Here is a 24,889-nt window from a genome sequence, read left to right on the forward strand (position 1 = left end):
GCCGTGCACGATCAACGCGGTCGTGCAGCGCGGGTCAGAAGTTGATCAGGCCTCGCTGCCAGACGATGAGGTCGGTGACCTTGGCGACCAGCGTCTTGTCCGTCGTGCCCTTGGCGAGGTCGCGGGTCGTCTTGAGCAGCTCGACGGCGCGCTCGTGGCGACCGGCGTCGGCGGCCTCCTCGGCCCGCAGCAGGTACCGGGTCAGCGCGGGTGCGTTGCGCGGCTTCTTCAGGCCGTCGACGATCTCGCGGACCTCGGGGAACGTCACGCAGTTGCCACCGCCCTGCACCACGCCGGCGGTCCACTCGATGCCACCGAGCAGGTGGTCGAGGAACAGCGGGTCGGTGTAGGAGGCCTCGACGTGGCCGGCGCCCTCGTACCAGGAGCGGCCGCCCTCGAAGTTCTGGCACCACGAGATTGGGTGGTCGGCGCCCATCGCGTCGGGCCCGGGCTGGTAGGTCGACTCGTCGAGCGTCAGCAGGACGTGGACGTCCTCGCGCGGGTTGGCGGTGAAGTTGTACCACTCGTCGAAGCGCGACCACTCCTTCGGCAGCATGCGCGTCGAGGGGTGGTCGGGGCTCTCGACCCGCATCGTGGCCTGCTGCTGGGCGGGGTGGCTGCGGAAGCGCGCCGAGCCGCCGGTCAGGCGGCTGAACCACGGCTTGGCGTGCATCTCGTCGGTCGCGGCGTGCAGGCCGACGAAGCCGCCGCCACCGCGGATGTAGCCCTGGAGGGCGGCGAGCTCACGGTCGTCGAGGGTCCGCGGCTTGGCCGGGTCCTGGTTGTTGGTGCCGTCGACCGGCGAGGCGAACATGATGGTCGCGTAGCGCGAGAGCCGCTTGGCCGTGGTGAACGGCGTCTTCTCGAGGCTGATCTCGGGCTGGCCCGGCGAGACGGGCTGACCTGCGGCGTTGAACGTGGGCGGGTCCCACACGTCGACGGTGAAGCCGTTCTCCTCACCGAGCGCGATCACCGCGTTGGTGGTCTCGTCGATGTGGGAGTGGCGGAAGCCGAGGGTCTTGCCGACCACCAGCACCTTGTAGGGCTTGGCCTTCGCGTCGGGCTCGGCGGTGGGCTGGGCGGCCACCGCCGCGACGGCGCCGGCCTGCTGGTCGGCCGGGACGGCCGAGACCGCCGAGACCGGGGCGAGCGTGCTGGCGGTCAGCGCCAGGGACGTCGCCCCCAGGGCGAGGCCGCTGAGGAGCAGCGGGGCACGACGGCCCCGCGAGAGGTGTTGCGTCATCCGAGATTCGTCCAGTCTGTCGCACGGGGGCGACTTTGTCGGGAAGGAGGACAAAGAACACTCGTGACCGTAGTGACCGTCGTCACGCGCGTCAACGCCTGATCGGGCGACCGGTCTGCGACCATCGCGGCGTGACGCGGGAGCCGAGCCCTGACCGGGTCGCGGCCTCCGGCCGCCAGGGGGCGACCCCGTCGTCGGTGCGGCGGCACAACCTCGGCGTGCTGCTCGAGCGGCTCCACCTCGACGGTCCGACCTCGCGCTCGCGGCTCGGGGCGGCGACCGGCCTGACCCGCTCGACCATCGCCGAGCTCGTCGGCGAGCTCGGCGCGCTCGGGCTGGTCACCGAGACCGGCCGCGTGCAGTCGTCCGGCTTCGGGCGGCCGTCGTCGGTCGTCGACGTCGACGCGCCCGGGGCCGTGGTGCTGGCGGTCGAGCTCGCGGTGGAGTCGGTCGCGGTCGCCGTCGTCGGCCTGGGCGGCACGGTTCTCGCGTCCGAGCGGGTCGGCCTGCCGCGCGGCACCCTGACCGCGGCCGGGGCCGTGCGCCGGGTGACCACGATGGCCGGTCCCCTCCTGGCCGCGCACCGCGAGCGGCTCACCGGCGTGGGGGTCGCCGTCCCCGGACTGGTGCGCCGCTCCGACGGCTTCGTGCACGTCGCGCCGAACCTCGGGTGGGACGACGTGCCCCTCGGCCGGCTGCTCGGCGAGGCGCTGCGGGTGCCCGTGCGGATCGAGGTGGCGAACGAGGCCGACCTCGGCGCCCTGGGCGAGCACCGCCGCGGCGCGGGACGCGGCGCCGAGACCATGGTGTTCGTCTCCGGTGACGTCGGCATCGGCGCCGGGCTCGTCGTCGACGGCCGCCCCATGCTCGGCGCCGCCGGCTACGCCGGCGAGGCCGGCCACGTGCTCGTCGACCCCGACGGACGGCCGTGCACCTGCGGGTCGCGCGGCTGCTGGGAGACCGAGGCCGGAGAGGTCGCCCTGCTGCGCGCGGCGGGCCTCGACACCACCCACGGCCACGCCGCGCTGTCGCGGCTGCTCGTGCGCCTCGACTCCGGCGACCAGCAGGCGGCCCTCGCGGTGGCCGGCGTGGCCCGCTGGGTGGGCCTCGGCATCGGCAACCTGGTCAACCTCCTCAACCCCGAGGTGGTCGTGCTCGGCGGGTTCCTGCAGCAGTTCCACCGCCACATGGAGCCCGCCCTCGAGAGCGCCCTCGCCGCCCGGGCGCTGACCCAGCCCCGGCAGGTCGTCCGCGTCGTCCCCGGCAGCCTCGGCCCGCTGGCCCAGCTGCACGGCGCCGCCGAGCTCGCCCTGCGCGACCTCGTCCTCGACCCCTGGGCCGCGGGGGCGGGCTGATCCCTGCGAGGTCTCGAGGCTCGGCCGGCCCCGAAACCACCGGCCCGGTCAGTGGCCCCGGAACGCCTCGGCCAGCCACCACGAGCCGCCGTCGTCGGCGACCTTGGCGTCGACGACCATGACGCCGTGGGGGTCGCGGGCCCAGGCGGCGACGGGGTCGAGGTCGGCCACCGACCGCACCGTGACGCCGAGGGCGCCGTGGCCGCGGGCGAGGGCGGCGAGGTCGGTGTCGGGGAAGGTGACCGCGCCGAGGTCGGCTCCGTCGGTGAAGTGGTGCACCTCGGCGCCGTAGGCGGCGTCGTCGTAGACCACCACCAGCATCGGACGGCCGAGCCGGACGGCGGTGTCGAGCTCGGCCACCGCCATCAGGAACCCACCGTCACCCGTGCCGACGACGGCGAGCCGGTCGGGCTGGGCGAGGGCGGCGCCGATGCCGCTGGGCAGGCCGAGCCCGATCGACTGGAAGGCCTGGGTGAAGACGAAGCCGCGCTCGTCGGGCACCCGCAGGTAGGCGCTGGGGTAGCCCATGAAGTTGCCGGAGTCGACGGCGACGACCCGCTCGGCGGGCAGCAGCCGGTCGAGCGCCCTGCTGAGCTCGCGGGGGTCGACGCGCCCGTGTCCGGCCAGGTCGTCGGTGGGGTGGAGGTTCCACCAGGGGCCGTCGGCGAGCCGTGCGGCGACCTCGTCGGTGCGGTAGCCGCTGCGCGCGGCACCGCCGGGTCCGTCGGGTCCGTCGAGCGCGGCGAGTACGTCGCGGGCGGTGGCGGCGCAGTCGCCGTGGACGCCGAGGTGCACCGGCCGGTGGGCGCCGAGGGCCGCGGGGTCGTCGTCCACCTGCACCACCACCGTCTCGGGTCCGATGAGGGAGCCGTGGCGCATCGTCCACATGTTCAGCGCGCAGCCGAAGCCGACGATCAGGTCGGCGCCGGAGACGAGCTCGGCGGTGAGCGGTGAGGAGAAGCCGCCCGAGATGCCGAGGTCGAACCGGTCGCCGCGGAACAGGCCGTTGGCGACCGCCGAGGTGGCCAGCAGCGCACCCGAGCGTTCGGCGAGCGCCGCGATCTCGGGGCCGGCGCCGCGCCCGCCCCGCCCCGCCACGAACACCGGACGACGCGAGGCCGCGATCCGCCCGGCCAGCGCCTCGACGGCCGCCGGGTCGGGCCGCACCGGACCCGGCGCCGGCGGTGCGGTGACCGTCGGGACGTCGTCCACCCCGGCGGCCTGGACGTCGAGCGGCAGGTTGAGCACCACGGTGCGGCGTCCGTGGACGGCGGTGCGCCACGCGCGGGTGACGTCGGCGACCGCCGTGCCGGGGCCGTGCACGCGCTCCGCGACGGCGCCGACGCTGGCCGCGAGCGCGGCCTGGTCGATGCGGAAGTTCGAGCTCACCGCCCCGGCGGCGGTCTCGGCGGCCAGCACGATCATCGGGGTGCGGCTCTTGGCCGCCTCGGTGATGCCGGTGACGGCGTTGGTGAGCCCGCACCCCTGGTGCACGGTGAGCACGCCGGGCCGGTCGGCGAGCCGGGCGTAGCCGTCGGCCATCGACGCCGCACCGCCCTCGTGGCGTGCGGCGAGGTAGGGCACGCCCCGCTCGCGCAGGGCGTTGGTGACCTCGAAGTTGCCGCTGCCGACGACCCCGAAGGCGTGGCCGACGCCGAGGTCGGCCAGCACCGAGCCGACCAGGCGGGCGACGTTCGTGCTCATGACGGCGCGCGCTCCGCTCAGCGGGGCACGACGGCGAGGACGCGCGCGGGCGAGCCGGTGCCGCCCACGATCGGCAGCGGCGAGGCGATCACCATCGCGCCGGTGGCGGGCAGCCGGTCGAGGTTCTGCAGCTGGGTCAGGCCGTACTTGTCGGCGCCGAGCAGGAAGTAGTGGGTGGGGAACGCCGGGTCCATCCCCCCGGCCTGGCCGGCGTCGATGCCGACGGTCTCGACGCCGAAGCCGGTGATGGGCGACGCGGCGAGCCACTGCGAGCCGGCCACCGAGACGCCGGGCGTGTGCGGGCCGCTCTCGTCGGCGTTGGCGAAAGCGACCGGGTCGCCGCCGTGCCGGCTCCAGCCGGTGCGGAACAGCAGCCAGCAGCCCGCGGGCAGCGGACCGTGCTCGGCCACGTGGGCGTCGAGGTGCGCGGGCTCGAGCAGGAAGTCGGGGTCGGCCTCGGTCTCGGCGGTGAAGTCGAGGACGACGGCCGGCCCGACCAGCCGGCTCGGCGGGATCTGGTCGACCGACCGCCCGTCGCGCCCGGAGGCCCAGTGCACGGGGGCGTCGAGGTGGGTGCCGGTGTGCTCGCCGGTGTGGATGTTGTTCCAGCCCCAGAACGGCCCGTCGTCGTCGAAGTCGCTGACCTTCTCCAGCGACAGCGCGATGGTGTTCGCGAACGGCGGCGGCAGCTGGAGGATCGGCGTCTCGGGCGACAGCGGCGCGGTGAGGTCGAGGATCTCGGCCTCCCCGGTGGCGAGGGCGGCGAGCAGGGTGTCGACGGCGGTCATGACCGGATCCTCCCCGACCCGGGGCGCGGGCGGGTCGGGCGTCCGGGTCGGCGCAGCGGCCCGGGACAGCGAGAGGGCCCGACCAGTGCGGTCGGGCCCTCTCGGCCGTGCTCCCCCGGTTGGACTCGAACCAACAACCCTCCGGTTAACAGCCGAATGCTCTGCCAGTTGAGCTACAGGGGATCGGGTTGTGGTGTGAACCGTAGCAAGGCGTCTCGGGCGGTGGGTAATCAGATCCCTCCCCCGGCCCCCGTTCGGTTCAATCGAACGATCTGTGTGCCCGTCGGCCCCGATCCAGCCCGCGAACCGTTCAATTGAACGGTTCAGCGGTACGTCAGGCCGGGACCAGCCGTCGAACCGTTCGATCGAACGGGACGACGGGCGGCTCAGCCCAGCCCGACCTCGGCCCGCGCGGCGGCGAGGGCCTCGGCGGCGGCGAGGCGGACGGCGGGGTCGTCGGGGTCGACGCCGGCGTCGAACTCGTAGACCCACGCGAGGTCGTCGGGGCCGTCGAGACGGCCGGGGGCGCGGCGGGCGACGACGCGCAGGCCGCGGCGTCCGTCGACCGGCACGTGCCGCACCAGCACGACCGAGGCGGTGACCCGCTCGCGCACCAGCTGCAGCAGCCGGTCGGGGTCGTCGAGCTCGAGCCGGTGCCGGGGCCGCACCTCGCCCCAGCGGCCCACCTCGGTGACGGTGAGGGTGGTGGTGTCGACGTCCCAGTCGGCGGCCTCGACCTGCTCCCACGGCAGACGCTCGGGCAGGTAGAACGCGTCGCGGGTGCCGCCGACGGCGCCGCCGTCGGTGGTGTGCGCCCAGGCGAGCAGCCGCTCCCCCGATCCGACGGGCAGGTCGGGCCGCGGCGGACGCCGGGTGGGCCGCCTCACGTGTCGCCGACCAGGCGGTCGCGCAGCGTGCGGCGGTACTGCTCGAGGGCGGCGAGCTCGCCGAACATGCGGCCGTACTCCTCGGTCTGCTGCGGGTTGCTGCGCTGCATGCGGGCCTTGACCTCGGCGATGCGGCGCAGCGCCGTCAGCTCGAGCAGGCGCCACACGTAGTGCGAGATGTAGGCGGCGTCGGGTTCCTTCATCAGCGGCTCGACGGCGAGCGCGCCCACGGTGGCGACCAGGCCGGGGTGGTCGGTGGCCGACGCGGCCGTGCGCAGCCGCCCGGCCCAGCCGGGGTCGTCGGCGCCGGCCACGGTGCCCCCGGCGTCGGCCACGAGCTGCCAGACCGCGCGGTAGGTGGGGTGGGTGAAGTCGTTGGCGCCGATGTCGGCGGTGGTGCGGCCGATGGCCATGGGGTGCTGCAGCACCAGCTTGAGCGTCTCGCGCTCGATGGCGAAGCGGGGGTCGCGCGGGTCGGGCACCCGGGGCCGCGGCGCGGCCTCGGGGGCGGGCGCCGGCGCGCTGCCGGCCGGACGCCGCGCGGCCCGCTCGACCTCGGTCTGCACGTCGACCGGGTCGACGCCGGTGAGCGCGGCGATCTCGCGGGCGAACGAGCTGCGGGCGACGGCGGCGTCCCGGCTGCTGACCACCAGACCGGCCGCCTCGCGCACCGCGCCGATGCGGCCGTCGGCCCGGTCGAGGTCGTACTTCTCGACCACGTTGCGCAGCACGAAGCGGTAGAGCGGCTCGCGGCTCGCGATGAGGTCGCGGACGGCGACGTCGCCCTCCTTGATGCGCAGGTCGCACGGGTCGAGACCGTCGGGCTGCACGGCCACGTAGGTCTGGGCCACGAAGTTCTGGTCGCCCTTGAACGTCTTCAGGGCGGCCGCCTGGCCGGCGCTGTCGCCGTCGAAGGTGAAGATCACCTCGCCGCGGAACTCGTCGTGGTCCATGAGGAAGCGCCGCAGCACCCGGGTGTGCTCGTCGCCGAAGGCGGTGCCGCACGAGGCCACCGCGGTGGTGACGCCGGCGAGGTGGCAGGCCATGACGTCGGTGTAGCCCTCCACGACGACGGCCTGCGACGACTTGCCGATCGAGACGCGGGCGAGGTCGATGCCGTAGAGCACCTGGCTCTTCTTGTAGAGCGCGGTCTCGCCGGTGTTGAGGTACTTCGCCTCGACGCGGTCGTCGTCGAAGAGCCGGCGGGCGCCGAAGCCGAGCACCGCGCCGCTGGTGTCGCGGATCGGCCACAGCAGCCGCCCCCGGAACGTGTCGTAGGCCGAGCGTCCCGAGGTCTGGCTGGCCTTGACCAGGCCGGCGGCCAGCAGGATGCCGTCGTCGAAGCCGCGGCCGCGCAGGTGCTGGCGCAGCGCCCCGCCGTCACGCGGGGCGAAGCCGATGCCGAAGTGGGCGGCGGAGTCGCGGTCGAAGCCGCGCTCGGCGAGGAACTGCCGCCCCGCGACGGCGTCCGGACCGGCGAGCTGCTCGGCGTAGAACTCCTGCGCGAGCCGGTTGGCCTCGACGAGCCTGCTGCGCGGCGGGCCGGTGGGGCGCTGGGCGGGCTGGCCGTCGTCGTCGACCTTGCGCAGCTGGACGCCGACCCGGTCGGCCAGCCGCTCGATCGCCTCGGTGAACGACAGGCCGTCGATCTTCATCACGAAGGTGACCGCGTCGCCGCTCTCCTGGCAGCCGAAGCAGTGGTAGAGCCCGCGGGAGGGGGTGACATTGAACGAGGGGGACTTCTCGTCGTGGAAGGGGCACAGGCCCTTCATGTTGCCGCCGCCGGCGTTGCGCAGCGTGACCTGCTCGCCGATCACCTCGTCGATGCGGACCTTGTCGCGCACCTCCTGGATGTCGTCCTCGCGGAACCGGCCTGCCACCCGCCGATCCTACGGACCGTCCGGCGGGACGACACCGGCGAGCGGCTCCCCCTGTGCATAGCGCTCCAGCTGCGCCCGGACGACGCGCCGCGCCCGCGGCCACATCGCGCTGCTCGCGCCGCCGACGTGCGGCGTCAGCAGCAGGCCCGGCGCCTCCCACAGCGGGTGGTCGGCGGGCAGCGGCTCGGGGTCGACGACGTCGAGGGCCGCGGTGACGCGGCCGGTGCGCAGCACGGCGAGGAGGTCGTCGGTGACCACGACGGCGCCGCGCGCGACGTTGACCAGCAGGGCGCCGTCCTTCATGCGGGCGAGGAAGTCGGCGTCGACCAGGCCGCGCGTGGCGTCGGTCAGCGGGACGACGAGCACCACCACGTCGGCGGTGGGCAGCAGGTCGGGCAGGTCGTCGAGGGCGTGCACCGAACGGTCACCGCCGCGGGCCGTGCGGGCCACGCGGACGACGTCCACCTCGAACGGCTCGAGCCGGCGCTCGATCGCCCGCCCGATGGCACCGTGCCCGAGCAGCAGCACCCGCTTGTCGGCCAGGGCGGGCCACCACTGCGGCGCCCACTCCCGGCGGTCGGCGGCACGGACGGCGTGCGGGACGCCGCGCAGCCCGGCCAGCGTGAGCGTGAGGGCGAGCTCGGCGGTGGAGGTGTCGTGGATGCCCTCGCCGCGGCAGAGCGTGACGCCGTCGGGCACCGCGTGGGCGATGTTGTCGACGCCGGCGGTGAGTGTCTGCACCACCTCGAGCGCCGTCATCCGCTCCATCGCGGCGGTGACCTCGGGCCCGACGGAGTACGGCGGTACGTAGAACCGGACGTCGGCGACGGAGTCCGGCACCTGCCCGGTGGCGTCGACCACCTCGTAGCGCAGCCCCGCCGGCGCTCCCCCGGCCTCGTCGAGCTCGGCGGGGTCGAACGGCAGCCACACGAGGGGGTCGGGCACGGGTCTCAGGGTAGGCGGGGCGCTCGGCCGGGGTGGGCGGTGCGTCAGCCACAGTCGCGGCGTGGTCCGGGCTGGGCCGCGTGGGCGGTGCGTCAGCCACCGTCGCGGCGTCCGGAACCGTGGCCCACGCACCGCCGACCGGGCTGGGCCGCATGGGCGGTGCGTCAGCCACCGTCACGGCGTCCGGAACCGTGGCCCACGCACCGCCGACCGGGCTGGGCCGCATGGGCGGTGCGTCAGCCACCGTCACGGCGTCCAGGAGCGTGGCCCACGCACCGCCGACCGGGCCGGACTCGGGTCAGCGGTGACCTGGTGACCGTTTCAGCAGCACAAACGGGAACTGACTCACCGCCGCCCCGGTGCCGCCCCGACCAGCGGTGACCCAGTGACCGTTCCGGCCCCACGAACGGGAACTGACTCACCGCCACCCCGCCCGAGCCCCGACCAGCGGTGACCCAGTGACCGTTTCACCATCGCGGACGGGAACTGACCCACCGCCACCCCGACCCGACCCGACCGGGAACGGACCTACCCCACCAGCACCGCGTGCCGCGCGACCGCGCTGGCGTCGGTGAGGGAGGCGACCTGGTCGACCACGACGCGCAGCCGGGCGGCGTCGTCGCCGGCGGCGCGCCAGTCGTCGGCGAAGGGGCGGTCGAGGACGTCGGGGCCGCGGTCGAGCAGGACGGCGACCAGCTCGGTGACGAGGGTGCGCTGCCGCTCGAGCAGCGCGACGCGGTCGGCGGCCTGCATCACGTAGTGGGCGGCCAGCGCCTTGAGCACCGCGATCTCGACGAGCGTGCCGCGCGGGACGACGAGGTCGGCGGCGAACCGCACGAACGGCCCGTCGGCGGCGGCGAAGGTGGCGGCCTGCACGTCGCCGCAGAACCGGCCGATGAGGTCGCTGGTGAGGTTCTTCAGCGCGGCGAGGTGGCGCCGGCTGCCCGCGTAGGGCTCGCTCGGCCAGCCGCCGACGCGGCGCAGCCGGGCCAGCGCGTCGTCCAGCTCGGCGTCGTCGGCGTCGGGCAGGTACCACGACCGCAAGGTCGACCACACCGCCGACGTGTCGAGACGGGTGAGGTCGAGCCGGCCCGCGACGACGCCGTCCTCGACGTCGTGCACCGAGTAGGCGACGTCGTCGGCGAGGTCCATCACCTGCGCCTCGAGGCACTGCCGGCGGCCGGCGCCGGGCGCCCGCAGCCAGTCGAAGACCGGCCGGTCGTCGTCGTAGACGCCGAACTTGCGGCCCACCCGCGACGAGCCGTCGGCATGCACCCCGCCCGCGGACGGCGCCTCGTCGGCCGGCCACGGGTACTTCACGCACGCGTCGAGCGTCGCCCGGGTCAGGTTGAGCCCGGCCGAGGCGCCGTCGTGGCCCGGCGCGAAGGTCTTGGCCTCGAGCCGCGTCAGCAGCCGCAGGGTCTGGGCGTTGCCCTCGAACCCGCCGCACGCCTGGCTCACCGCGTCGAGCGCCCGCTCGCCGTTGTGCCCGAACGGCGGGTGCCCGAGGTCGTGCGCGAGCGCCGCCGTCTCGGCGATGTCGGGCTGGCTGCCGAGCGCCCGCGACAGGTCGCGCGCCACCTGCGCCACCTCGAGGGAGTGCGTCAGCCGGTTGCGCACGAAGTCGTCGGACGCCGGCCCCACGACCTGGGTCTTGGCCGCCAGCCGCCGCGACGACGCGGCGTGGACGACGCGCGCCCGGTCGCGCTCGAAGGCGGTGCGCACCGGCGCCTCGACCCGCTTCGGCGGCTCGAGCACCCGCCGCTCACGGTCGTGCTCGTCGTAGAGGTCCTCGGCGTCCATCGGGTCGGAGGCTAGTGGCCGCGCCCGACGGCTCGAGAGCCCACCGGCCCGCGGCTCAGTAGGTCGTGACGTGGACGTGGTCGTAGTGGTTGGCGGTGACCGACCCGCGGTCGCTCATCGAGCGCCAGCCCTCGCCGGAGCGCTGCACCGACCAGATCTTCTGCGAGTAGATGACGTAGCTGACGCCCAGCTCGGCGTAGTACTTGCGCACGAACTCCGCGACCTGCCAGCCGTAGTCGCCCGAGACCATGATGTCGACCGCGATGCCCTGGCTGTGCTCACCGTCGCTGCGGAAGGTGCCGTAGGTGGTGATGTCGGGGAACTCGGCGCACACCGCGGCGTGCACCTTCTTGATGTTCTCGCTGACGCCGCTCGGCACCGAGGTGCCGTTGGTGCAGTCGCCGCCGAGCGTCATCGGCTCGTCCTCGGAGAGGTAGCCCTCGGTGACCCAGCGGGTCTGGTCGTCCTTCCAGACGATCTCCTGGCGGTCGCCCAGCGTGCGCCCGGTGACGAGCACCTCCTCGCCGGGGGCGACCTCGCCGGTCATCTCGGCGTCGTCGCCCGGGGTCGTCCAGAGGTTGAGCGGCGCGGTGGTCCACAGCTCGGTGTCGGCACCGGCGATGGCCTTCTCGACCGCGGCGGGCTGCAAGGCCTTCTCGAACGGCGAGGGCTGCGCGGTGGGCGCGGCCTGCTTGCTCGAGCTGGCCGGGGTGCGCAGCGTCTCGGCGGTCGCGTCGTCGCCGGTCGAGCCGGCCCCGGGCGTGGCCTCGTCGGACGTCGCGCGCTCGCGGCGCTCGCCGCGGGAGACGGTGACCCGCTCCCGCCCGGCGGCGTCGATGGCGACGGCGGAGGCCTCGCCGGCGGCGGGTCCGGCCGCGAACGGCAGGGCCCCGGGCTGGGTGGTGGCGACGCCGAACGAGACGGCTCCGGCGGTCGCCATCACGGCGAGCGGAGCGGCGACGACGGCCGCCGAGGGACGACGCCCCTTCAACAGACGGGGCAGGCGGGCATTGGTCTCCCGCTTGTGGCGAGCATGGGCCACAGCGCTGAATTCCTTTGCAGTTGCGAACAGGTCGGTGACCGGGTCAGGAGGCAGCCACGACGACGTGGCCCGACCCCCCGGTGACGGGCACGAGCGTCGAGTGAAGCACAGACCGTCGCGCGGCGGGCAAATTCCGAGTCGAGTTGTGGAGTATGAGACGGCTCACCCGCCGGTGGCCTCGCCGGCGTCCTCGCGCACGACCGGCCCGCCGTCGGGCCGGGTGCCGTCGGTGTCGTCGAGCCACCCCTCGGGCAGCACGACCCGCGACCGCGGGCTGCCCTGGCGACCGCGCGGCGTGCCGAGCTCGGCCACCGGGAACGGCTCGTCGTCGTCCAGCTGCGCCAGCAGCGCGTCGAGCTGGTCGAGCCGCTCGACCAGCGCCAGGGCGCGGCGCAGCTCGCCGCCGGCCGCGAAGCCCTTGAGGTACCACGAGACGTGCTTGCGGAACTCCTTGCAGCCGCGCTCCTCGCCGAGGTGGTGGCACAGCAGCTCGGCGTGGCGGCGCATCATCGCGCGCACCTCGCCCAGAGTGGGCAGCGCCCGGCTCGGGGCGCCGGCGAAGGCGTCGGCGAGGTCGCGGAACAGCCACGGCCGGCCCAGGCACCCGCGCCCGACCACCACGCCGGCGGCGCCGGTCTGCTCGACCATGCGGACGGCGTCGGCCGCCTCCCAGATGTCGCCGTTGCCGAGCACCGGGATCGAGACGTGGTCGACGAGCGCGCCGATCGCCGTCCAGTCGGCGGCGCCGCTGTAGGCCTGCGCGACGGTGCGGCCGTGCAGCGCGATCGCCGCGCAGCCGGACTCCTCGGCGATGCGGCCGGCGTCGAGGTAGGTGAGGTGGTCGTCGTCGAGGCCCTTGCGGGTCTTCATCGTCACCGGGACGCCGTAGGGCTCGGCCGCGGCGACCGCCCCGCGCAGGATCTGGCCGAGCAGGGTGCGCTTCCACGGCAGCGCGCCGCCGCCGCCCTTGCGGGTCACCTTGGGCACCGGGCAGCCGAAGTTGAGGTCGACGTGGGCGACGCCGTACTCCTCGCAGAGGATCTGGGTGGCCCGCGCGACGTAGACCGGGTCGGTGCCGTAGAGCTGCACCGAGCGCACGGTCTCGCGCTCGTCGAAGAACAGCATGCGCAGCGTGGTCTCGTCGCGCTCGACCAGGCCGCGCGAGGTGGTCATCTCGCACACGTAGAGGCCGGCGCCCTGCTCGGCGCACAGCCGCCGGAACGCGGCGTTGGTGATGCCGGCCATCGGCGCGAGCACCACCGGCGTGGCGACCTCGAGCGACCCGAGCCGCAGCGGGGGCGCGGCGGTCGTCGTCGTCGCGGTCAGCGTGCTCACCCCTCGATTGTCGAGCCGGGCGGCGTCACGTCCAAACCGCGTCAGCGGTCGCGGCCGCGCCGGGGGCGGTCGGCGTCGGGCGCCCGGTAGGGCGTCACGGCCCCGCGCCACATCAGCGGCTCGACGCCCTCGGGCGGCCGCACGACGACGACGTCGGGCTCGAGGTCGTCGGGCAGCAGGAAGATCAGGCAGGACGTCGTCTCGTCACCGGGCGCGAAGGACTCCGGGAACGTCGAGCCCGGGCAGGGCCGGAACCGGCGGTCGATGCCGGTGGGCGCGACCAACCGGCCGTCGGACCCCACGACGTAGGCCGGCAGCTGCTGCCCGCCGAGATCGGTCTCGCCCAGGTTCGTCACCCGGAACGTCACGAAGTAGGGCGTGCGCCCGCGCACGGCCGAGCCCGCCAGGTCGTAGCCCTTCAGCGTCGCCGCGACGCTGCTGCGCTGGATGCGCCGGGCCTCCACGCGCGCGACGGCGACGACGTCCTGGCGCGGCTGCCAGGCCACGGCGGCGGGCCGCCGCAGCTGCAGCTCGCGGCCCGGCGGCGTCAGCCGGACGCCGTCGGGCACCGGCAGGTAGTCCGTGTCGTCCGCGGCCGGCGTCGCCGCGTCGGTGCCCGACGAGTCGGTCGCGGACGGCTCGCCGGTGGCCGCGACCGACTCGCTGGGCGCGCTGTCGGGCTCGTCGTCGCCGCCGCAGCCCGCGAGCCCGGTGGCTCCCGCGACCAGCGCGGCCACCAGCAGGGCCGTGGGGACCGCGCGGAGCCTCACCTGCGGCACCGGGGACTCAGGCGCCCACGAAGCGCTCGGCCACGTAGGCCGCGACCCGGTCGATGGCGATGCGCTCCTGGCGCATCGTGTCGCGCTCGCGCACCGTGACGGCGTCGTCCTCGAGGGTGTCGAAGTCGACGGTCACGCAGTAGGGCGTGCCGATCTCGTCCTGGCGGCGATAGCGCTTGCCGATCGCGCCGGCGTCGTCGAAGTCGACGTTCCAGCTGCGGCGCAGCGTGGCGGCGAGGTCGCGCGCCTTGGGCGAGAGGTCGGCGTTGCGCGAGAGCGGCAGCACGGCCACCTTGACCGGTGCGAGGCGCGGGTCGAGGCGCAGCACGGTGCGCTTGTCGACGCCGCCCTTGGTGTTGGGGGCCTCGTCCTCCTGGTAGGCGGCGCACAGGAAGGTCATCAGGCTGCGCGAGAGGCCGGCGGCCGGCTCGATGACGTAGGGCGTGTAGCGCTCGTCGCCCGCCTGGTCGAAGTAGCTGAGGTCCTTGCCGGAGGCCTGCGAGTGCGTGGTGAGGTCGAAGTCGGTGCGGTTGGCGATGCCCTCGAGCTCGCCCCACTCCGAGCCGGCGAAGCCGAAGCGGTACTCGATGTCGACGGTGCGCTTGGAGTAGTGGCTGAGCTTCTCCTGCGCGTGCTCGTACAGGCGCAGGTCGTCCTTCGGGACGCCGAGGTCGACGTACCAGCTCATGCGCTCGTCGATCCAGTACTGGTGCCACTGCTCGTCGTCGCCGGGCTTGACGAAGAACTCCATCTCCATCTGCTCGAACTCGCGGGTGCGGAAGATGAAGTTGCCGGGCGTGATCTCGTTGCGGAAGCTCTTGCCGACCTGCGCGATGCCGAACGGCGGCTTCATGCGCTGGCTGGTGACGACGTTGGCGAAGTTGAGGAAGATGCCCTGCGCGGTCTCGGGGCGCAGGTAGTGCAGCCCCTCCTCGTTCTCGATGACGCCGAGGTAGGTCTTGAGCAGGCCGGAGAACTGGCGCGGCTCGGTCCAGGCGCCGCGGGTGCCGCAGTTGGGGCAGGCCAGCGTGGCCAGGTCGATGCTGTCGGGGTCGACGTCCTCGCCGCTCTTCTTCTCCGCCGCCGCCTCCTGCAGGTGGTCGGCTCGGAAACGCTTGTGGCACGACTGGCACTCGGTGAGCGGGTCGGTGAAGGTCTTCTCGTGGCCGCTGGCCACCCACGTCTGGCGCGGCAGGATCACCGAGGAGTCGAGGCCGACGACGTCGTCGCGCGACTGCACCATCGCGCGCCACCACTGGCGCTTGATGTTCTCCTTCAGCTCGACGCCGAGCGGGCCGTAGTCCCAGGCCGAGCGGGTGCCGCCGTAGATCTCCCCGCACGGGTAGACGAAGCCGCGGCGCTTGGCCAGCGAGACGACGTGGTCGACGACGGACGGGGGCGGCTTGGGCACGAGGAGGCTCCGGTCGCTGGGCGCGACGGCTGGCTGCCGACGCGGGGAGCGGTCAGGGTATCGACCGGGCGTCGCGGGTGTTGAGGTCGGTGCCGGGCTCGGCCGCCTCGTAGGCGCTGGGCTCGTCGAGGGCGCGCGAGAGGGTCGGGACGGCGTGCAGCTTGACGTCGTAGGCCGACAGCGCGCGGCGGTAGGCGCCGACGTGCTCCCAGGTGGTCACCAGCACCCACAGCGCCGGGTCGTCGACGTTGCGGCCGAGGTGGCCCGCGAGGTAGCCGGGACGCGCGGCGAGCGCCTCGTGGGCCCGCTGCAGGTCGGCGCGGAACGACGCCGCGGCCTGCGACCCGTCGCCGGCGGGCACGCGGAACCGGTTCACGACGATCACCCCGTCACCCTAGGGTCGGGCGCGTGACCACCGAGCCGGCCGGGCCCGAGGCCCCGCAGCAGGACGTCGAGCACCCCGCCGCCCCCTGGCGGCTGGTGGGGTCGATGTGGGTGACGGCGTTCCGGGTGAGCGACGGCGCCGGTGCCGGGTCGCGCCCCGGCGGCCTCTACCTCGCCGCGTTCGTGCAGTACGCCGAGGGCAGCGTGCTGACCTACTCCGAGCTGCTGGTGGCGCGGGCGCTCGGCCGCTCCCAGGGCAGGGCGGTGACGATCACCGACATCTGGGTCGACTCCCCCGCCTCGATGGCCGGCGGCCGCGAGCTGTGGGCGATCCCCAAGGGCCTGTGCGACTTCGACCTCGACAGCGCCCACCGCGGCCCGGTCTCGACCACCGACTGGACGGCGTCCCGCGCGCGTCATCCGATCGCGGAGGCCTCGTTCCGCGACGTCTCGCGCCTCGCGCCGCGCGTGCCGTTCGCGGGCCGCACCCACCAGCCTCCGCTGCCCGGCGCCGACCCGGACGCCGGCCGCGGCGACCTCGTCACCCGGATGCGGGGCACGGCGCGCGTACTGCCGGCCCGCGCCCGCTGGGACCTCGCGGCCGACGGGCCGCTCGCCTACCTGCGCGACGCGCGGCAGCTGGGCTCGGTGCGCGTGGCCGACTTCCGGCTCGACTTCGGCTGAGCGGACGTCGTCCGGTGGTGCGCGGCCGTCCCGAGCCCGACCCGGCGCTGGTGGCGCGGGTCGGCCGGGTCGCGCTCGCGCTGCCCGAGGCCTACGAGGAGGACGCCTGGACCGGCGTCCGCTGGCGGGTGCGCACGCGCACGTTCGCGCACGTGCTGGTGCTCACCGCCGACCGGGCACGGGAGTACGCCGGCTCGCCCACCCTGGGCGGGCTCGACGCCGTCCCGGTGGTGACGTTCCGGGCGGACGGCGAGGAGCTGCTCGCCCTCGAGGCGGCCGGCTGGCCCTACCTCAAGCCGCCGTGGGCGCCCACGGTGCTCGCCCTGGTGCTCGACGAGCGCACCGACTGGACCGAGGTGCCCGAGCTGGTCACCGAGAGCTACCGCCTGCTCGCGCCGGCGAAGCTGTCACGCCTGCTCTGACGCCGACCCGTCAGACATGTCCGACGGGTCGGCGTCCTGGCCGGCACGACGGGCGGAGTCGCGGATCTCGAAGATCTCGGTGGCCAGGTTGCCGAGCGCGTGGGCGACGTCCCTGACCGCGGTGGTGACGATCGTGGCGACCTCGCCGACCGTGGTGGCGGCCGCCTCCGCGGCCGCCTGGACGCTGTCCTTGTTGATCTCGGCCTTGGAGAGACGGTCGCTGCCGGTGGGCTCGTCGGTCACGAGGCCAGTGTGGCGGACGCCGGGGCGGCGTCCCGCTCGCCCGCGGCACCCTTGCGGGGCGGGAGCGCCATCCGGCAGATCTTGCGGGCCACGCTGCCGAGCTGCTGGCCGAGGCGGCCGGTGTTGTAGGTGAGGCCGTAGCGCTGGCAGATCTCGCGCACCTCCTCGGCGACCTCCGGGTAGCGGCGCGCCGGCAGGTCGGGGAAGAGGTGGTGCTCGATCTGGTGCGACAGGTTGCCCGTCATCAGGTGGAACAGCCTGCCGCCGGTGATGTTGGCCGAGCCGAGCAGCTGGCGGTAGTACCAGTGGCCGCGCGACTCGTCCTCGCACTCCTCCTCGCTGAAGGTGGCGACGCCGGCCGGGAAGTGGCCGCAGAAGATGATGTTGAACGCCCAGACGTTGCGCACCAGGTTCGCGACGGCGTTGCCGGCGAAGGTGAGCGGGAACAGCGGGCCGGTGAGCGCCGGGAAGAGCAGGTAGTCCTTGAGCGCCTGGCGCTTGACCTTGCGCATGATGCCGGCGTGCAGGGCCTTGTTCTGCTCGATCCTGCGGGTGCCGTTGACGATGTTCTCGACCTCGAGGTCGTGCAGCGCCACGCCCCACTCGAAGAAGACCATCAGCAGGAAGGCGTAGAGCGGGTTGCCCAGGTAGTAGGGGTGCCACTTCTGGTCCTCGTCCATGCGGAGGATGCCGTAGCCGATGTCGCGGTCCTTGCCGAGGACGTTGGTGAAGGTGTGGTGGATGTAGTTGTGGCTGTACTTCCACTGGTCGCTGGGGCACACGTTGTCCCACTCGTACATGCGGGAGTTCAGCCCGGGGTCGCCCATCCAGTCGTACTGGCCGTGCATCACGTTGTGGCCGATCTCCATGTTGTCGAGGATCTTCGACACGCTGAGGGCGGCGACGGCCAGCGGCCAGGCGGGCGGCAGGTAGAACAGCGCGCGGCCGGCGATCTCCAGGCCGCGCTGCCACTTGACGACCTTGCGGATGTAGGAGGCGTCCTTCTCGCCGAGGTCGGCGAGCACGCGCTGCCGGATGGCGTCGAGCTCGGCGCCGAACTGCTCGAGCTGTTCGTCGCTCAGCTCGCAGGTGCGGCGCTTGACGGCGGTCTCGTCGATCGACTCGACAGCGCGCTCGACGACGTCCTCGATGGTCTGTGCAGCCATGGCGGTGGGTCCTCTCCTTCGTCAGGCGGGGGGTCAGGCGTGGGGCGGGGTGGGCAGCTCGACGGCGCAGTCGCCCTCGGGGGCGCTGACGCAGATCTGGATGTCCTCCTCGGGCAGCGAGGAGGTGGCGCCGGTGAGCACGTTGCGCACGGTGCCCTCGGTCTTGCGCGAGGTGCAGGAGAAGCAGATGCCCATGCGGCAGCCGAACTCCGGGCGCAGCCCGAGCGCCTCGGCCTGCTCGAGCAGGGTGGCGCCGCTGTTGGCGGCGGTGACGGGCTCGCCCCCCGCGCCGGCGAACGAGACCTCGCCCTCGGCCGAGCCGTCGGTGCCGGACGACGGGCGCGGCGCCTTGAAGAGCTCGGTGCGCAGCCGGGGCGAGCCGTCGTAGGCGGCCACCACCAGCTGGGTGAGGCCGGCCGGCCCGCACACCCAGGTGTCGAGGTCGCGGAAGGTCGGCACCAGGCGGCGCAGCTCGAACTCGGAGAAGACGTGGTCGCCGTAGCGCAGCTGCACGTCGACGTCGTTGTCGCCCGCCGCGATCGCGGCCAGCTCCTCGGCGAAGATCTGGTCGTCCTCGGAGCGGGCGTAGTGCAGGAAGGTGACGCGCCGGCCGGCCCTGCCTTCGTAGCCGTCGCGCAGCAGCGTGCGCAGCATCGACATCGCCGGGGTGATGCCGGAGCCGCCGGTGATGAAGAGCAGGTGGCTGTTGGTGGGCGTCGCGGGGCTCTGGTCGAGCACGAAGTCGCCCTGCGCCTGGCTCAGGTGCAGGATCTGGCCCGGCCGCGCCTCGCGCACCAGGAACGCCGAGACCTGGCCCTCGTCGTGGGCGCGCACGGTGAGCGTGATGCGCTCCCCCGGCACCGAGGCGGCCGAGGAGATCGAGAAGCAGCGGGTCAGGCGCCGCGCCGAGCCGGGCAGGTCGACGCCGACCTGCACGTACTGGCCGGCGCGGTGCCCGCGCCAGGTCGAGGTGGGCTCGAGGGTGAGCGTCGCGACCGGGGCCGAGTCGACGGCGTCCGGGTTCTCGCGGCGGACGTCGACCACGCGGGCTCGCACGTCCTGCGCGGCCCACATGGGGTTGACCAGCTCGAGGTAGCGGTCGACGCCGTGGGGGCTGGCCAACGCGGCCAGGACGCGCGATCGCAGCACCCGGCGGCCGAGAGGAGCGAGCGGGGCGAGCGTGCTCACGAGGTGCCTCCGATGCCGGCTAGTGGGTGAACGTCTGTACACTCAAACCGTCCCAGGACCGGCATGGGACGGTCAAGGGCCCTCGGCCGTGAGGGTGCACACACGTCCACCGCCTAGGATGCTGCGGTGACGGAGACCCGCGTCGAGCGCAAGGAGCGCACCCGGCGCGCCATCCTCGACGCCGCGCTGCAGCTGTGCGACGGCAGCAGCCTGGTCGCCCTCTCGCTGCGGCAGGTGGCCCGTGAGGTCGGCATCGTGCCCACGGCCTTCTACCGCCACTTCGACTCCATCGAGGCCCTCGGGCTCGAGCTCGTCGACGAGTCGTTCGCCTCGCTGCGCTCGATGCTGCGCGACGTGCGCAGCGGCAGCCAGCCCTCCTTCAGCGAGGTCGTCGACCGCTCCGTCGGCACCCTGGTCGAGCACGTCGAGCGACGCGGGCGGCACTTCGCCTTCATCGTGCGCGAGCGGGCCGCGGGCCCCCCGGCGGTGCGCGCCGCCATCCGGCACCAGATCGAGCTGGCCCAGCACGAGCTGGCCACCGACCTCGCCCGGCTGCCCGGCACCGAGGCCTGGTCGCCCGAGGACCTCCGGGTGCTCTCGGCGCTGATCGTCGGCGCGATGGTGGGCACCGCCGAGCAGATCGTGCAGGCCGACGGCCGACCGGACGCCGTCCAGCAGGTCGCCGAGACCGCCCGCACCCAGCTGCGCATGGTGCTCATCGGCGCCCTGCAGTGGCGCTCGACGCCACCCGCCTGACCCCCGGCGGCGCGACTGGTGCGGGCGAGGCGGGGCGGGGCACGCCTCCCTAGGATCGCGCCGTGGACCATGACGAGTACGCCGCCCACGACGCCGTCGGTCTGGCCGACCTGGTGCGCTCCGGCGAGGTGACGCGGGACGAGCTGGTCGCCGCGGCGCGGGCGCGCACCGCCGCCGTGAACGACCGGGTCAACGCCGTGGTCGTCGACGTCGACCCGCCGGCCGCGCGCGCGTCGGCCGAGCTGGCGGACGACGCCCCGTTCGCCGGCGTCCCGTTCCTGCTCAAGGACCTCGCGCAAGAGCTGGTCGGCTACCCGACCAGCGGCGGGTCGCGCTCGCTCAGCACGCTGCCGGCCACCGAGAACGCCGCGGTGGTCGAGCGCTGGCTCGACGCCGGGCTGGTCGTGCTCGGCAAGACCAACACCCCCGAGTTCGGCGCCAAGGGCATCACCGAGCCGCTGCTGTTCGGGCCGGCGCGCAACCCGTGGGACACCGACCGCACCCCCGGCGGCTCGTCGGGCGGCTCGGCCGCGGCGGTGGCCGCCGGCATCGTGCCGTGCGCCGCGGCCAGCGACGGCGGCGGCTCGATCCGCATCCCGGCCTCGGCGTGCGGACTGTTCGGGCTCAAGGCCTCGCGCGGCCTGCTGCCCGGCGGTCCGCAGCGCGGCGAGCCGATCGGCGGCACGGCCACCCACGGCGTCGTCTCGCGCAGCGTGCGCGACACGGCCGCGATGCTCGACGTGCTGATCGGCGCCACCGACGACGCCCCCTACCTGGCCGCGGTGCCCGACGAGTCGTTCGCCGCCCAGGTCGGCCGCGACCCGGGCCGGCTCCGCGTGGCGGTGTGCACGGCCAGCGCCATCAACCCCGAGCCGGACCCCGAGGCCGTCGCCGCCGCCCACGACGCCGGCGAGCTGCTCGCCGGGCTCGGGCACGACGTCGTCCACCTCGACGAGGCGCCGTTCGACGACGCGGCCCTCGCCCGCGACTTCCTCACCACCTGGTTCGTCAGCTGCGCCGCCCAGGTCGAGGAGGCCAAGCGGGCCTCGGGCAGCGGCGACGGCGGCTTCGAGCCCGACACGCTGCTGATGGCGGCGATCGGCCGCGCCACCGCGTCGGTCGACTTCGTGCGCGCGGTCGAGAACCGCCACACCCACCTGCGGCGGCTGGCGGTCTTCCACGAGACCCACGACCTGCTGCTCACCCCGACCACGGCCACGGCACCCCCGCGCATCGGCGCCTTCGAGCAGCCCGCCGCGGTGCAGGTGGCCCAGAAGGCGCTGCTGACCGCGCGCGTCGGCGGCCTGCTGCGCCACCTGCCGGTCGTCGACCGGATGATCACCCAGAACCTCGGCTGGGTGCCCTACACCCAGCTCGCCAACCTCACCGGTCGCCCGGCGATGAGCGTGCCGCTGCACTGGACCCCCGACGGCCTGCCGATCGGCGTCCAGCTCGTCGGCCGCCTGGGGGCCGACGGCCTGCTGCTGCGCCTCGCCGCCCAGCTCGAGCAGGCCCGCCCCTGGTTCGACCGCCGCCCCCCGCTCTGACCCCGCGAGTCTCAGGCACCCCATCAGCCCCAGCCGCCCCACCGTTGTCACTCGGTGTCCACGCCACTACCTCGGTGGTAGGCCACCGAGGCAGTGCACCGGACACCGAGTGACAGCTCCGTGGGCGGTGGGCGGCGGGGGGCGGACGGCGCGGCTCAGGCGCCGGGGCCGGGGCGGACGGTGACGTCGGAGATCGTGGCGTCGCGCGGCAGGTCGAGCACGTGCAGCACGGTCTCGGCCACGGTGCCGGGGTCGGCGAAGCGGGTGGGGTCGTAGTCCTTGCCCTCCTGCTCGTGCACCCTGGCCTGCATGGGCGTGGCGGTGCGGCCGGGGAACACGCTGGTGACGCGGACGCCGTGCCCGGCCGCGGCCTCCTCGGCCCGCAGCGCGTCGGCGAAGCCGCGCAGCCCGAACTTGGTGGCCGCGTAGGCCGACCAGCTCGGGTTGGCGGTCAGCCCGGCCGTCGAGCCGACGAAGACCACCAGCCCACCCGCGCGCCGCAGCGCCGGCAGCGCCAGCCGGGTGAGCACGGCGGGGGCCACGAGGTTGACGTCGACCTGCTCGCGCAGCCGCGCGTCGTCCTGCTCGGCGACCGGGGCGAGGGCGACCACGCCGGCGACGTGGTGCAGCGAGTCGAGCGCGTCGAGGTCGGCCAGCCGCAGCGAGGCGGGGTCGGCCAGGTCGGCCACGAACGTCGTCGCGCCCGGGAACCGCGCGGCGAGCTCGTCGGCGCGCGCGGCGCTGCGGGCGGCGAGCACCAGCTCGTCGCCGCGGGCGTGCAGCCGCTCGGCCAGCGCCGCGCCGATGCCCGAGCCGGCGCCGGTGACCAGGTGCCTCACCGCACGGACCCGCCGCTCACAGCGTGAAGACGATCTTGCCGAACACGTCGCCCTCGGCCATCGCGGCGAACCCGTCGCGCGCCCGGTCGAGCGGCAGGGTGCGGTCGACCAGCGGCCGGACGCCGGTGGCGTCGAGCATCGAGACCAGCGAGGCCAGCTCGTCGCGCGTGCCCATCGTCGAGCCGACCACGCTCAGCTGCAGGAAGAAGATGCGGGTCAGCTCGGCGTCGTCGAGCTTCGGGCCGGACGTCGTCCCCGACGTCACCAGCACCCCGCCCGGTCGCAGCGCGCGGATCGAGTGCGACCAGGTGGCGCGCCCGACGGTCTCCATCACCGCGTCGACCTTCACCGGCAGCCGCGCGCCCGACTCGACGACCTCGTGGGCCCCGATCTCGAGGGCGCGGGCCCGCTTGGCCTCGTCGCGGCTCGTGGCGATGACGCGCAGGCCGGCCGCGCGGCCGAGCATGATGCAGGCGGTGGCCACGCCGCCGCCGGCGCCCTGCACCAGCACGGTGTCGCCGGCCTTCAGGCCGCCGCGGGTGAACAGCATCCGGTAGGCGGTCAGCCACGCCGTCGGCAGGCACGCGGCCTCCTCGAACGACAGCGACGACGGCTTCGGGACGACGTTGCGCCGCGGCACCGCGACCCGCTCGGCCAGCGCCCCCGGGTGCCGCTCCGAGAGCAGCGACCGCCGGGGGTCGAGGGTCTCGTCGCCGCTCCAACCGGGGCTGGCCACCACGGCGTGGACGACGACCTCGTTGCCCTCGTCGTCGACACCGGCCGCGTCGCAGCCGAGCACCATCGGCAGCTGCTCCTCCTTGAGGCCCACCCCGCGCAGCGACCAGAGGTCGTGGTGGTTCAGCGAGGCCGCCTTGACGGTGACCGTCGTCCACCCGTCGGGCACCTCGGGGTCGGGCCGCTCCCCCACCTCCAGGCCCTCGAGCGGGCTGTCGGAGGAGAACGAGGTGACGTAGGCGGCGAGCATGCCGCCGACAGTAGTGACAGGACACGCGGGCGACATGTCGGAGGGCTAGCGTGGTGCCCGTGGACCACCCCACCGTCGTCGTCATCTTCGGCGCCACCGGAGACCTCGCCAAGCGCAAGCTGCTGCCCGCCCTGCTGCGGCTCTTCGAGTCGGGGCTGCTGCCCGACGCACGGGTCGTCGGCACCTCGCTCGAGGACGTCGACGAGGTGGCCTTCGACGCCATCGCCCGGGCCGCGTGCGAGGAGTTCGGCAAGGGCGAGGTGACCGACGAGCGGTGGGCGCCGTTCAGCGAGCGGCTGCACTACGTGCCGACCTCAGAGGGGCCGCACGCCCTCGCCGAGGTGGTCAGGAAGATGGAGGCCGAGCTCGGCGACCCCGCCGACGTGCGGCGGCTGCACTACCTGAGCGTCCCGCCCAAGGCGGCGCTGGACGTCGTCCACGAGCTTGACGCCGCCGGCCTGGTGGAGCGCTCGCGCATCGTGATGGAGAAGCCCTTCGGCACCGACCTCGCGAGCGCGAAGGCGCTCAACGACGAGGTGCACGCGGTCTTCGACGAGGAGCAGGTCTTCCGCATCGACCACTTCCTGGGCAAGGAGGCCGCCCAGAACATCCTGGCGTTCCGCTTCGCCAACGGCCTGTTCGAGCCGATCTGGAACCGCCAGTTCATCGACCACGTGCAGATCGACGTGCCCGAGACGCTGGGCCTCGAGGGCCGCACCGCCTTCTACGAGACCACCGGCGCCTACCGCGACATGGTCGTCACCCACCTGATGCAGGTGCTGGCGTTCATGGCGATGGAGCCGCCGACGTCGCTGGCGCCCGGGCCCATCGGCGAGGAGAAGCTGAAGGTCTTCCGCTCGATGCGGCCCATCGACCCGCACAACGTGGTGCGCGGGCAGTACAACGGCTACCGCGGCAAGGACAAGGTCGCCGACGACTCCGACACCGAGACGTTCGTGGCGCTCAAGGTCGAGATCGACAACTGGCGCTGGGCCGGCGTCCCGTTCTACCTGCGCACCGGCAAGAAGCTCGCCGAGGGCGCGCGGATCATCTCCATCGCCTTCAAGGAGCCGCCGCTGTCGATGTTCCCGTCGGGGTCGAACGCCGGCACGCAGGGCCCCGACCACCTCACCTTCGACCTGGCCGACCAGTCGCGCATGTCGCTGTCGTTCTACGGCAAGCGTCCCGGCCCGGGCATGAAGCTGGAGAAGCTGTCGATGCAGTTCGCCACGGTCGACACCACCGGCTCGGGCTCGGTGCTCGAGGCCTACGAGCGCCTCATCCACGACGCCATGAAGGGCGACCGCACGCTGTTCACCTCGGCCGCCGGCATCGAGACGCTGTGGGCCAAGTCGCAGCCGCTGCTCGACGACCCGCCGCCGGTGCGGGTCTACAGCGAGGGCTCGTGGGGGCCGAACGCCATCCACCAGCTCATCGCGCCGCACGCCTGGCGGCTGCCGTTCGAGCGCACCTGGCGCGACCCCAACCGCGTGGGCGGCTGAG

At 74.2% G+C, this 24,889-nt stretch carries 23 protein-coding genes and 1 tRNA gene; 6 read left to right on the top strand and 18 right to left on the bottom strand.

What is annotated here, in order from left to right; translation table 11 throughout:
• Positions 1-34: 34 nt before the first annotated feature.
• Entirely contained in the window at positions 35-1,243 is a 1,209-nt protein-coding gene (locus ABEA04_RS14215) for a ThuA domain-containing protein (RefSeq protein ID WP_345459661.1), read from the bottom strand.
• 131 nt (positions 1,244-1,374) lie between these two features.
• Between ABEA04_RS14215 and ABEA04_RS14220 the strand changes: the two genes are divergently transcribed.
• Positions 1,375-2,598, top strand: coding sequence for an ROK family protein (locus tag ABEA04_RS14220; protein ID WP_345459663.1), 1,224 nt, complete (start codon positions 1,375-1,377; stop codon positions 2,596-2,598).
• 48 nt (positions 2,599-2,646) lie between these two features.
• Here ABEA04_RS14220 and ABEA04_RS14225 read toward each other — a convergent pair whose 3' ends face one another.
• From ABEA04_RS14225 to ABEA04_RS14280, 12 genes are all read right to left on the bottom strand, one after another.
• Positions 2,647-4,302, bottom strand: coding sequence for a thiamine pyrophosphate-binding protein (locus ABEA04_RS14225; protein WP_345459666.1), 1,656 nt, complete (start codon positions 4,300-4,302; stop codon positions 2,647-2,649).
• 17 nt (positions 4,303-4,319) lie between these two features.
• Positions 4,320-5,090: a cyclase family protein gene (locus ABEA04_RS14230; protein ID WP_345459669.1), complete on the bottom strand. Its 771-nt coding sequence runs from the start codon at positions 5,088-5,090 to the stop codon at positions 4,320-4,322.
• Positions 5,091-5,200: 110 nt separating this feature from the next.
• Positions 5,201-5,273: transfer RNA gene (locus ABEA04_RS14235), tRNA-Asn, on the bottom strand.
• Positions 5,274-5,476: 203 nt separating this feature from the next.
• The gene (locus ABEA04_RS14240) at positions 5,477-5,977 is read right to left on the bottom strand and encodes a hypothetical protein (RefSeq protein ID WP_345459671.1); all 501 of its coding nucleotides are present in this window, start codon (positions 5,975-5,977) and stop codon (positions 5,477-5,479) included.
• Positions 5,974-7,857 carry a DNA primase gene (gene dnaG, locus ABEA04_RS14245; RefSeq protein ID WP_345459673.1) on the bottom strand — a complete coding sequence of 628 codons (1,884 nt, stop codon included), beginning with the start codon at positions 7,855-7,857 and terminating at the stop codon, positions 5,974-5,976. Before dnaG ends, ABEA04_RS14240 begins: the two co-directional genes overlap by 4 nt.
• A 9-nt stretch (positions 7,858-7,866) precedes the next feature.
• A complete protein-coding gene (locus ABEA04_RS14250) occupies positions 7,867-8,802 on the bottom strand; it encodes a 2-hydroxyacid dehydrogenase (protein ID WP_345459676.1) in 936 nt (311 codons plus the stop codon).
• A 528-nt stretch (positions 8,803-9,330) separates the two neighbouring features.
• Entirely contained in the window at positions 9,331-10,605 is a 1,275-nt protein-coding gene (locus ABEA04_RS14255; protein WP_345459678.1) for a deoxyguanosinetriphosphate triphosphohydrolase, read from the bottom strand.
• Positions 10,606-10,660: 55 nt separating this feature from the next.
• Complete coding sequence (locus ABEA04_RS14260; protein WP_345459681.1) at positions 10,661-11,545, bottom strand: VldE C-terminal domain-containing protein; 885 nt, start codon at positions 11,543-11,545, stop codon at positions 10,661-10,663.
• 264 nt (positions 11,546-11,809) lie between these two features.
• Complete coding sequence (gene dusB / locus ABEA04_RS14265) at positions 11,810-12,973, bottom strand: tRNA dihydrouridine synthase DusB (protein WP_425577040.1); 1,164 nt, start codon at positions 12,971-12,973, stop codon at positions 11,810-11,812.
• Positions 12,974-13,023: 50 nt separating this feature from the next.
• Positions 13,024-13,752, bottom strand: coding sequence for a fimbrillin family protein (locus tag ABEA04_RS14270; protein WP_345459687.1), 729 nt, complete (start codon positions 13,750-13,752; stop codon positions 13,024-13,026).
• Positions 13,753-13,768: 16 nt separating this feature from the next.
• Positions 13,769-15,172: a glycine--tRNA ligase gene (locus ABEA04_RS14275; RefSeq protein ID WP_345459689.1), complete on the bottom strand. Its 1,404-nt coding sequence runs from the start codon at positions 15,170-15,172 to the stop codon at positions 13,769-13,771.
• 52 nt (positions 15,173-15,224) lie between these two features.
• Entirely contained in the window at positions 15,225-15,557 is a 333-nt protein-coding gene (locus tag ABEA04_RS14280) for an antibiotic biosynthesis monooxygenase family protein (RefSeq protein ID WP_345459691.1), read from the bottom strand.
• A 23-nt stretch (positions 15,558-15,580) separates the two neighbouring features.
• Here ABEA04_RS14280 and ABEA04_RS14285 point away from each other — a divergent pair, with 23 nt between their 5' ends.
• The gene (locus ABEA04_RS14285; RefSeq protein WP_345459693.1) at positions 15,581-16,240 is read left to right on the top strand and encodes an acetoacetate decarboxylase family protein; all 660 of its coding nucleotides are present in this window, start codon (positions 15,581-15,583) and stop codon (positions 16,238-16,240) included.
• A gap of 17 nt (positions 16,241-16,257) precedes the next feature.
• Positions 16,258-16,662, top strand: coding sequence for an MmcQ/YjbR family DNA-binding protein (locus ABEA04_RS14290; protein ID WP_345459696.1), 405 nt, complete (start codon positions 16,258-16,260; stop codon positions 16,660-16,662).
• Here ABEA04_RS14290 and ABEA04_RS14295 read toward each other — a convergent pair.
• From ABEA04_RS14295 to ABEA04_RS14305, 3 genes are read right to left on the bottom strand one after another with little or no spacing between them, the layout of a single operon-like run.
• Positions 16,648-16,905, bottom strand: a complete 258-nt coding sequence (locus ABEA04_RS14295; RefSeq protein WP_345459699.1) for a hypothetical protein — start codon at positions 16,903-16,905, stop codon at positions 16,648-16,650. The genes ABEA04_RS14290 and ABEA04_RS14295 overlap by 15 nt on opposite strands.
• Positions 16,902-18,071: a fatty acid desaturase family protein gene (locus tag ABEA04_RS14300; RefSeq protein ID WP_345459702.1), complete on the bottom strand. Its 1,170-nt coding sequence runs from the start codon at positions 18,069-18,071 to the stop codon at positions 16,902-16,904. Before ABEA04_RS14300 ends, ABEA04_RS14295 begins: the two co-directional genes overlap by 4 nt.
• Positions 18,072-18,104: 33 nt before the next feature.
• Positions 18,105-19,259, bottom strand: coding sequence for a flavin reductase family protein (locus ABEA04_RS14305; protein ID WP_345459705.1), 1,155 nt, complete (start codon positions 19,257-19,259; stop codon positions 18,105-18,107).
• A gap of 126 nt (positions 19,260-19,385) precedes the next feature.
• Here ABEA04_RS14305 and ABEA04_RS14310 point away from each other — a divergent pair, with 126 nt between their 5' ends.
• Both ABEA04_RS14310 and ABEA04_RS14315 read left to right on the top strand, forming a co-directional pair.
• Positions 19,386-20,015, top strand: coding sequence for a TetR family transcriptional regulator (locus ABEA04_RS14310; protein WP_345459708.1), 630 nt, complete (start codon positions 19,386-19,388; stop codon positions 20,013-20,015).
• A 62-nt stretch (positions 20,016-20,077) separates the two neighbouring features.
• Positions 20,078-21,562, top strand: a complete 1,485-nt coding sequence (locus ABEA04_RS14315) for an amidase (protein WP_345459711.1) — start codon at positions 20,078-20,080, stop codon at positions 21,560-21,562.
• A gap of 155 nt (positions 21,563-21,717) precedes the next feature.
• Here the strand turns inward: ABEA04_RS14315 and ABEA04_RS14320 are convergent, their stop codons facing one another.
• Both ABEA04_RS14320 and ABEA04_RS14325 read right to left on the bottom strand, forming a co-directional pair.
• On the bottom strand, positions 21,718-22,401 hold the full coding sequence (locus ABEA04_RS14320; protein WP_345459714.1) for an SDR family oxidoreductase: 684 nt from the start codon (positions 22,399-22,401) through the stop codon (positions 21,718-21,720).
• A 16-nt stretch (positions 22,402-22,417) separates the two neighbouring features.
• Positions 22,418-23,386: a zinc-binding dehydrogenase gene (locus tag ABEA04_RS14325; protein ID WP_345459717.1), complete on the bottom strand. Its 969-nt coding sequence runs from the start codon at positions 23,384-23,386 to the stop codon at positions 22,418-22,420.
• 59 nt (positions 23,387-23,445) lie between these two features.
• On the opposite strand from ABEA04_RS14325, the gene zwf reads away from it, so the two are divergent.
• Positions 23,446-24,888 carry a glucose-6-phosphate dehydrogenase gene (zwf, locus tag ABEA04_RS14330; protein WP_345459720.1) on the top strand — a complete coding sequence of 481 codons (1,443 nt, stop codon included), beginning with the start codon at positions 23,446-23,448 and terminating at the stop codon, positions 24,886-24,888.
• Position 24,889 lies beyond the last annotated feature (1 nt).

The sequence above is a fragment of the Nocardioides marinquilinus genome, assembly GCF_039543705.1.
Lineage (GTDB): Bacteria > Actinomycetota > Actinomycetes > Propionibacteriales > Nocardioidaceae > Nocardioides > Nocardioides marinquilinus.

Excerpts from the sequence above, each read along its gene's own strand:
- ABEA04_RS14215 (WP_345459661.1), bottom strand. The coding sequence starts at position 1,243 with ATGACGCAACACCTCTCGCGGGGCCGTCGTGCCCCGCTGCTCCTCAGC.
- ABEA04_RS14225 (WP_345459666.1), bottom strand. The coding sequence starts at position 4,302 with ATGAGCACGAACGTCGCCCGCCTGGTCGGCTCGGTGCTGGCCGACCTC.
- ABEA04_RS14230 (WP_345459669.1), bottom strand. The coding sequence starts at position 5,090 with ATGACCGCCGTCGACACCCTGCTCGCCGCCCTCGCCACCGGGGAGGCC.
- ABEA04_RS14255 (WP_345459678.1), bottom strand. The coding sequence starts at position 10,605 with ATGGACGCCGAGGACCTCTACGACGAGCACGACCGTGAGCGGCGGGTG.
- ABEA04_RS14260 (WP_345459681.1), bottom strand. The coding sequence starts at position 11,545 with ATGGCGACCGCCGGAGCCGTCTCGTTCGGCGTCGCCACCACCCAGCCC.
- ABEA04_RS14300 (WP_345459702.1), bottom strand. The coding sequence starts at position 18,071 with ATGGCTGCACAGACCATCGAGGACGTCGTCGAGCGCGCTGTCGAGTCG.
- ABEA04_RS14325 (WP_345459717.1), bottom strand. The coding sequence starts at position 23,386 with ATGCTCGCCGCCTACGTCACCTCGTTCTCCTCCGACAGCCCGCTCGAG.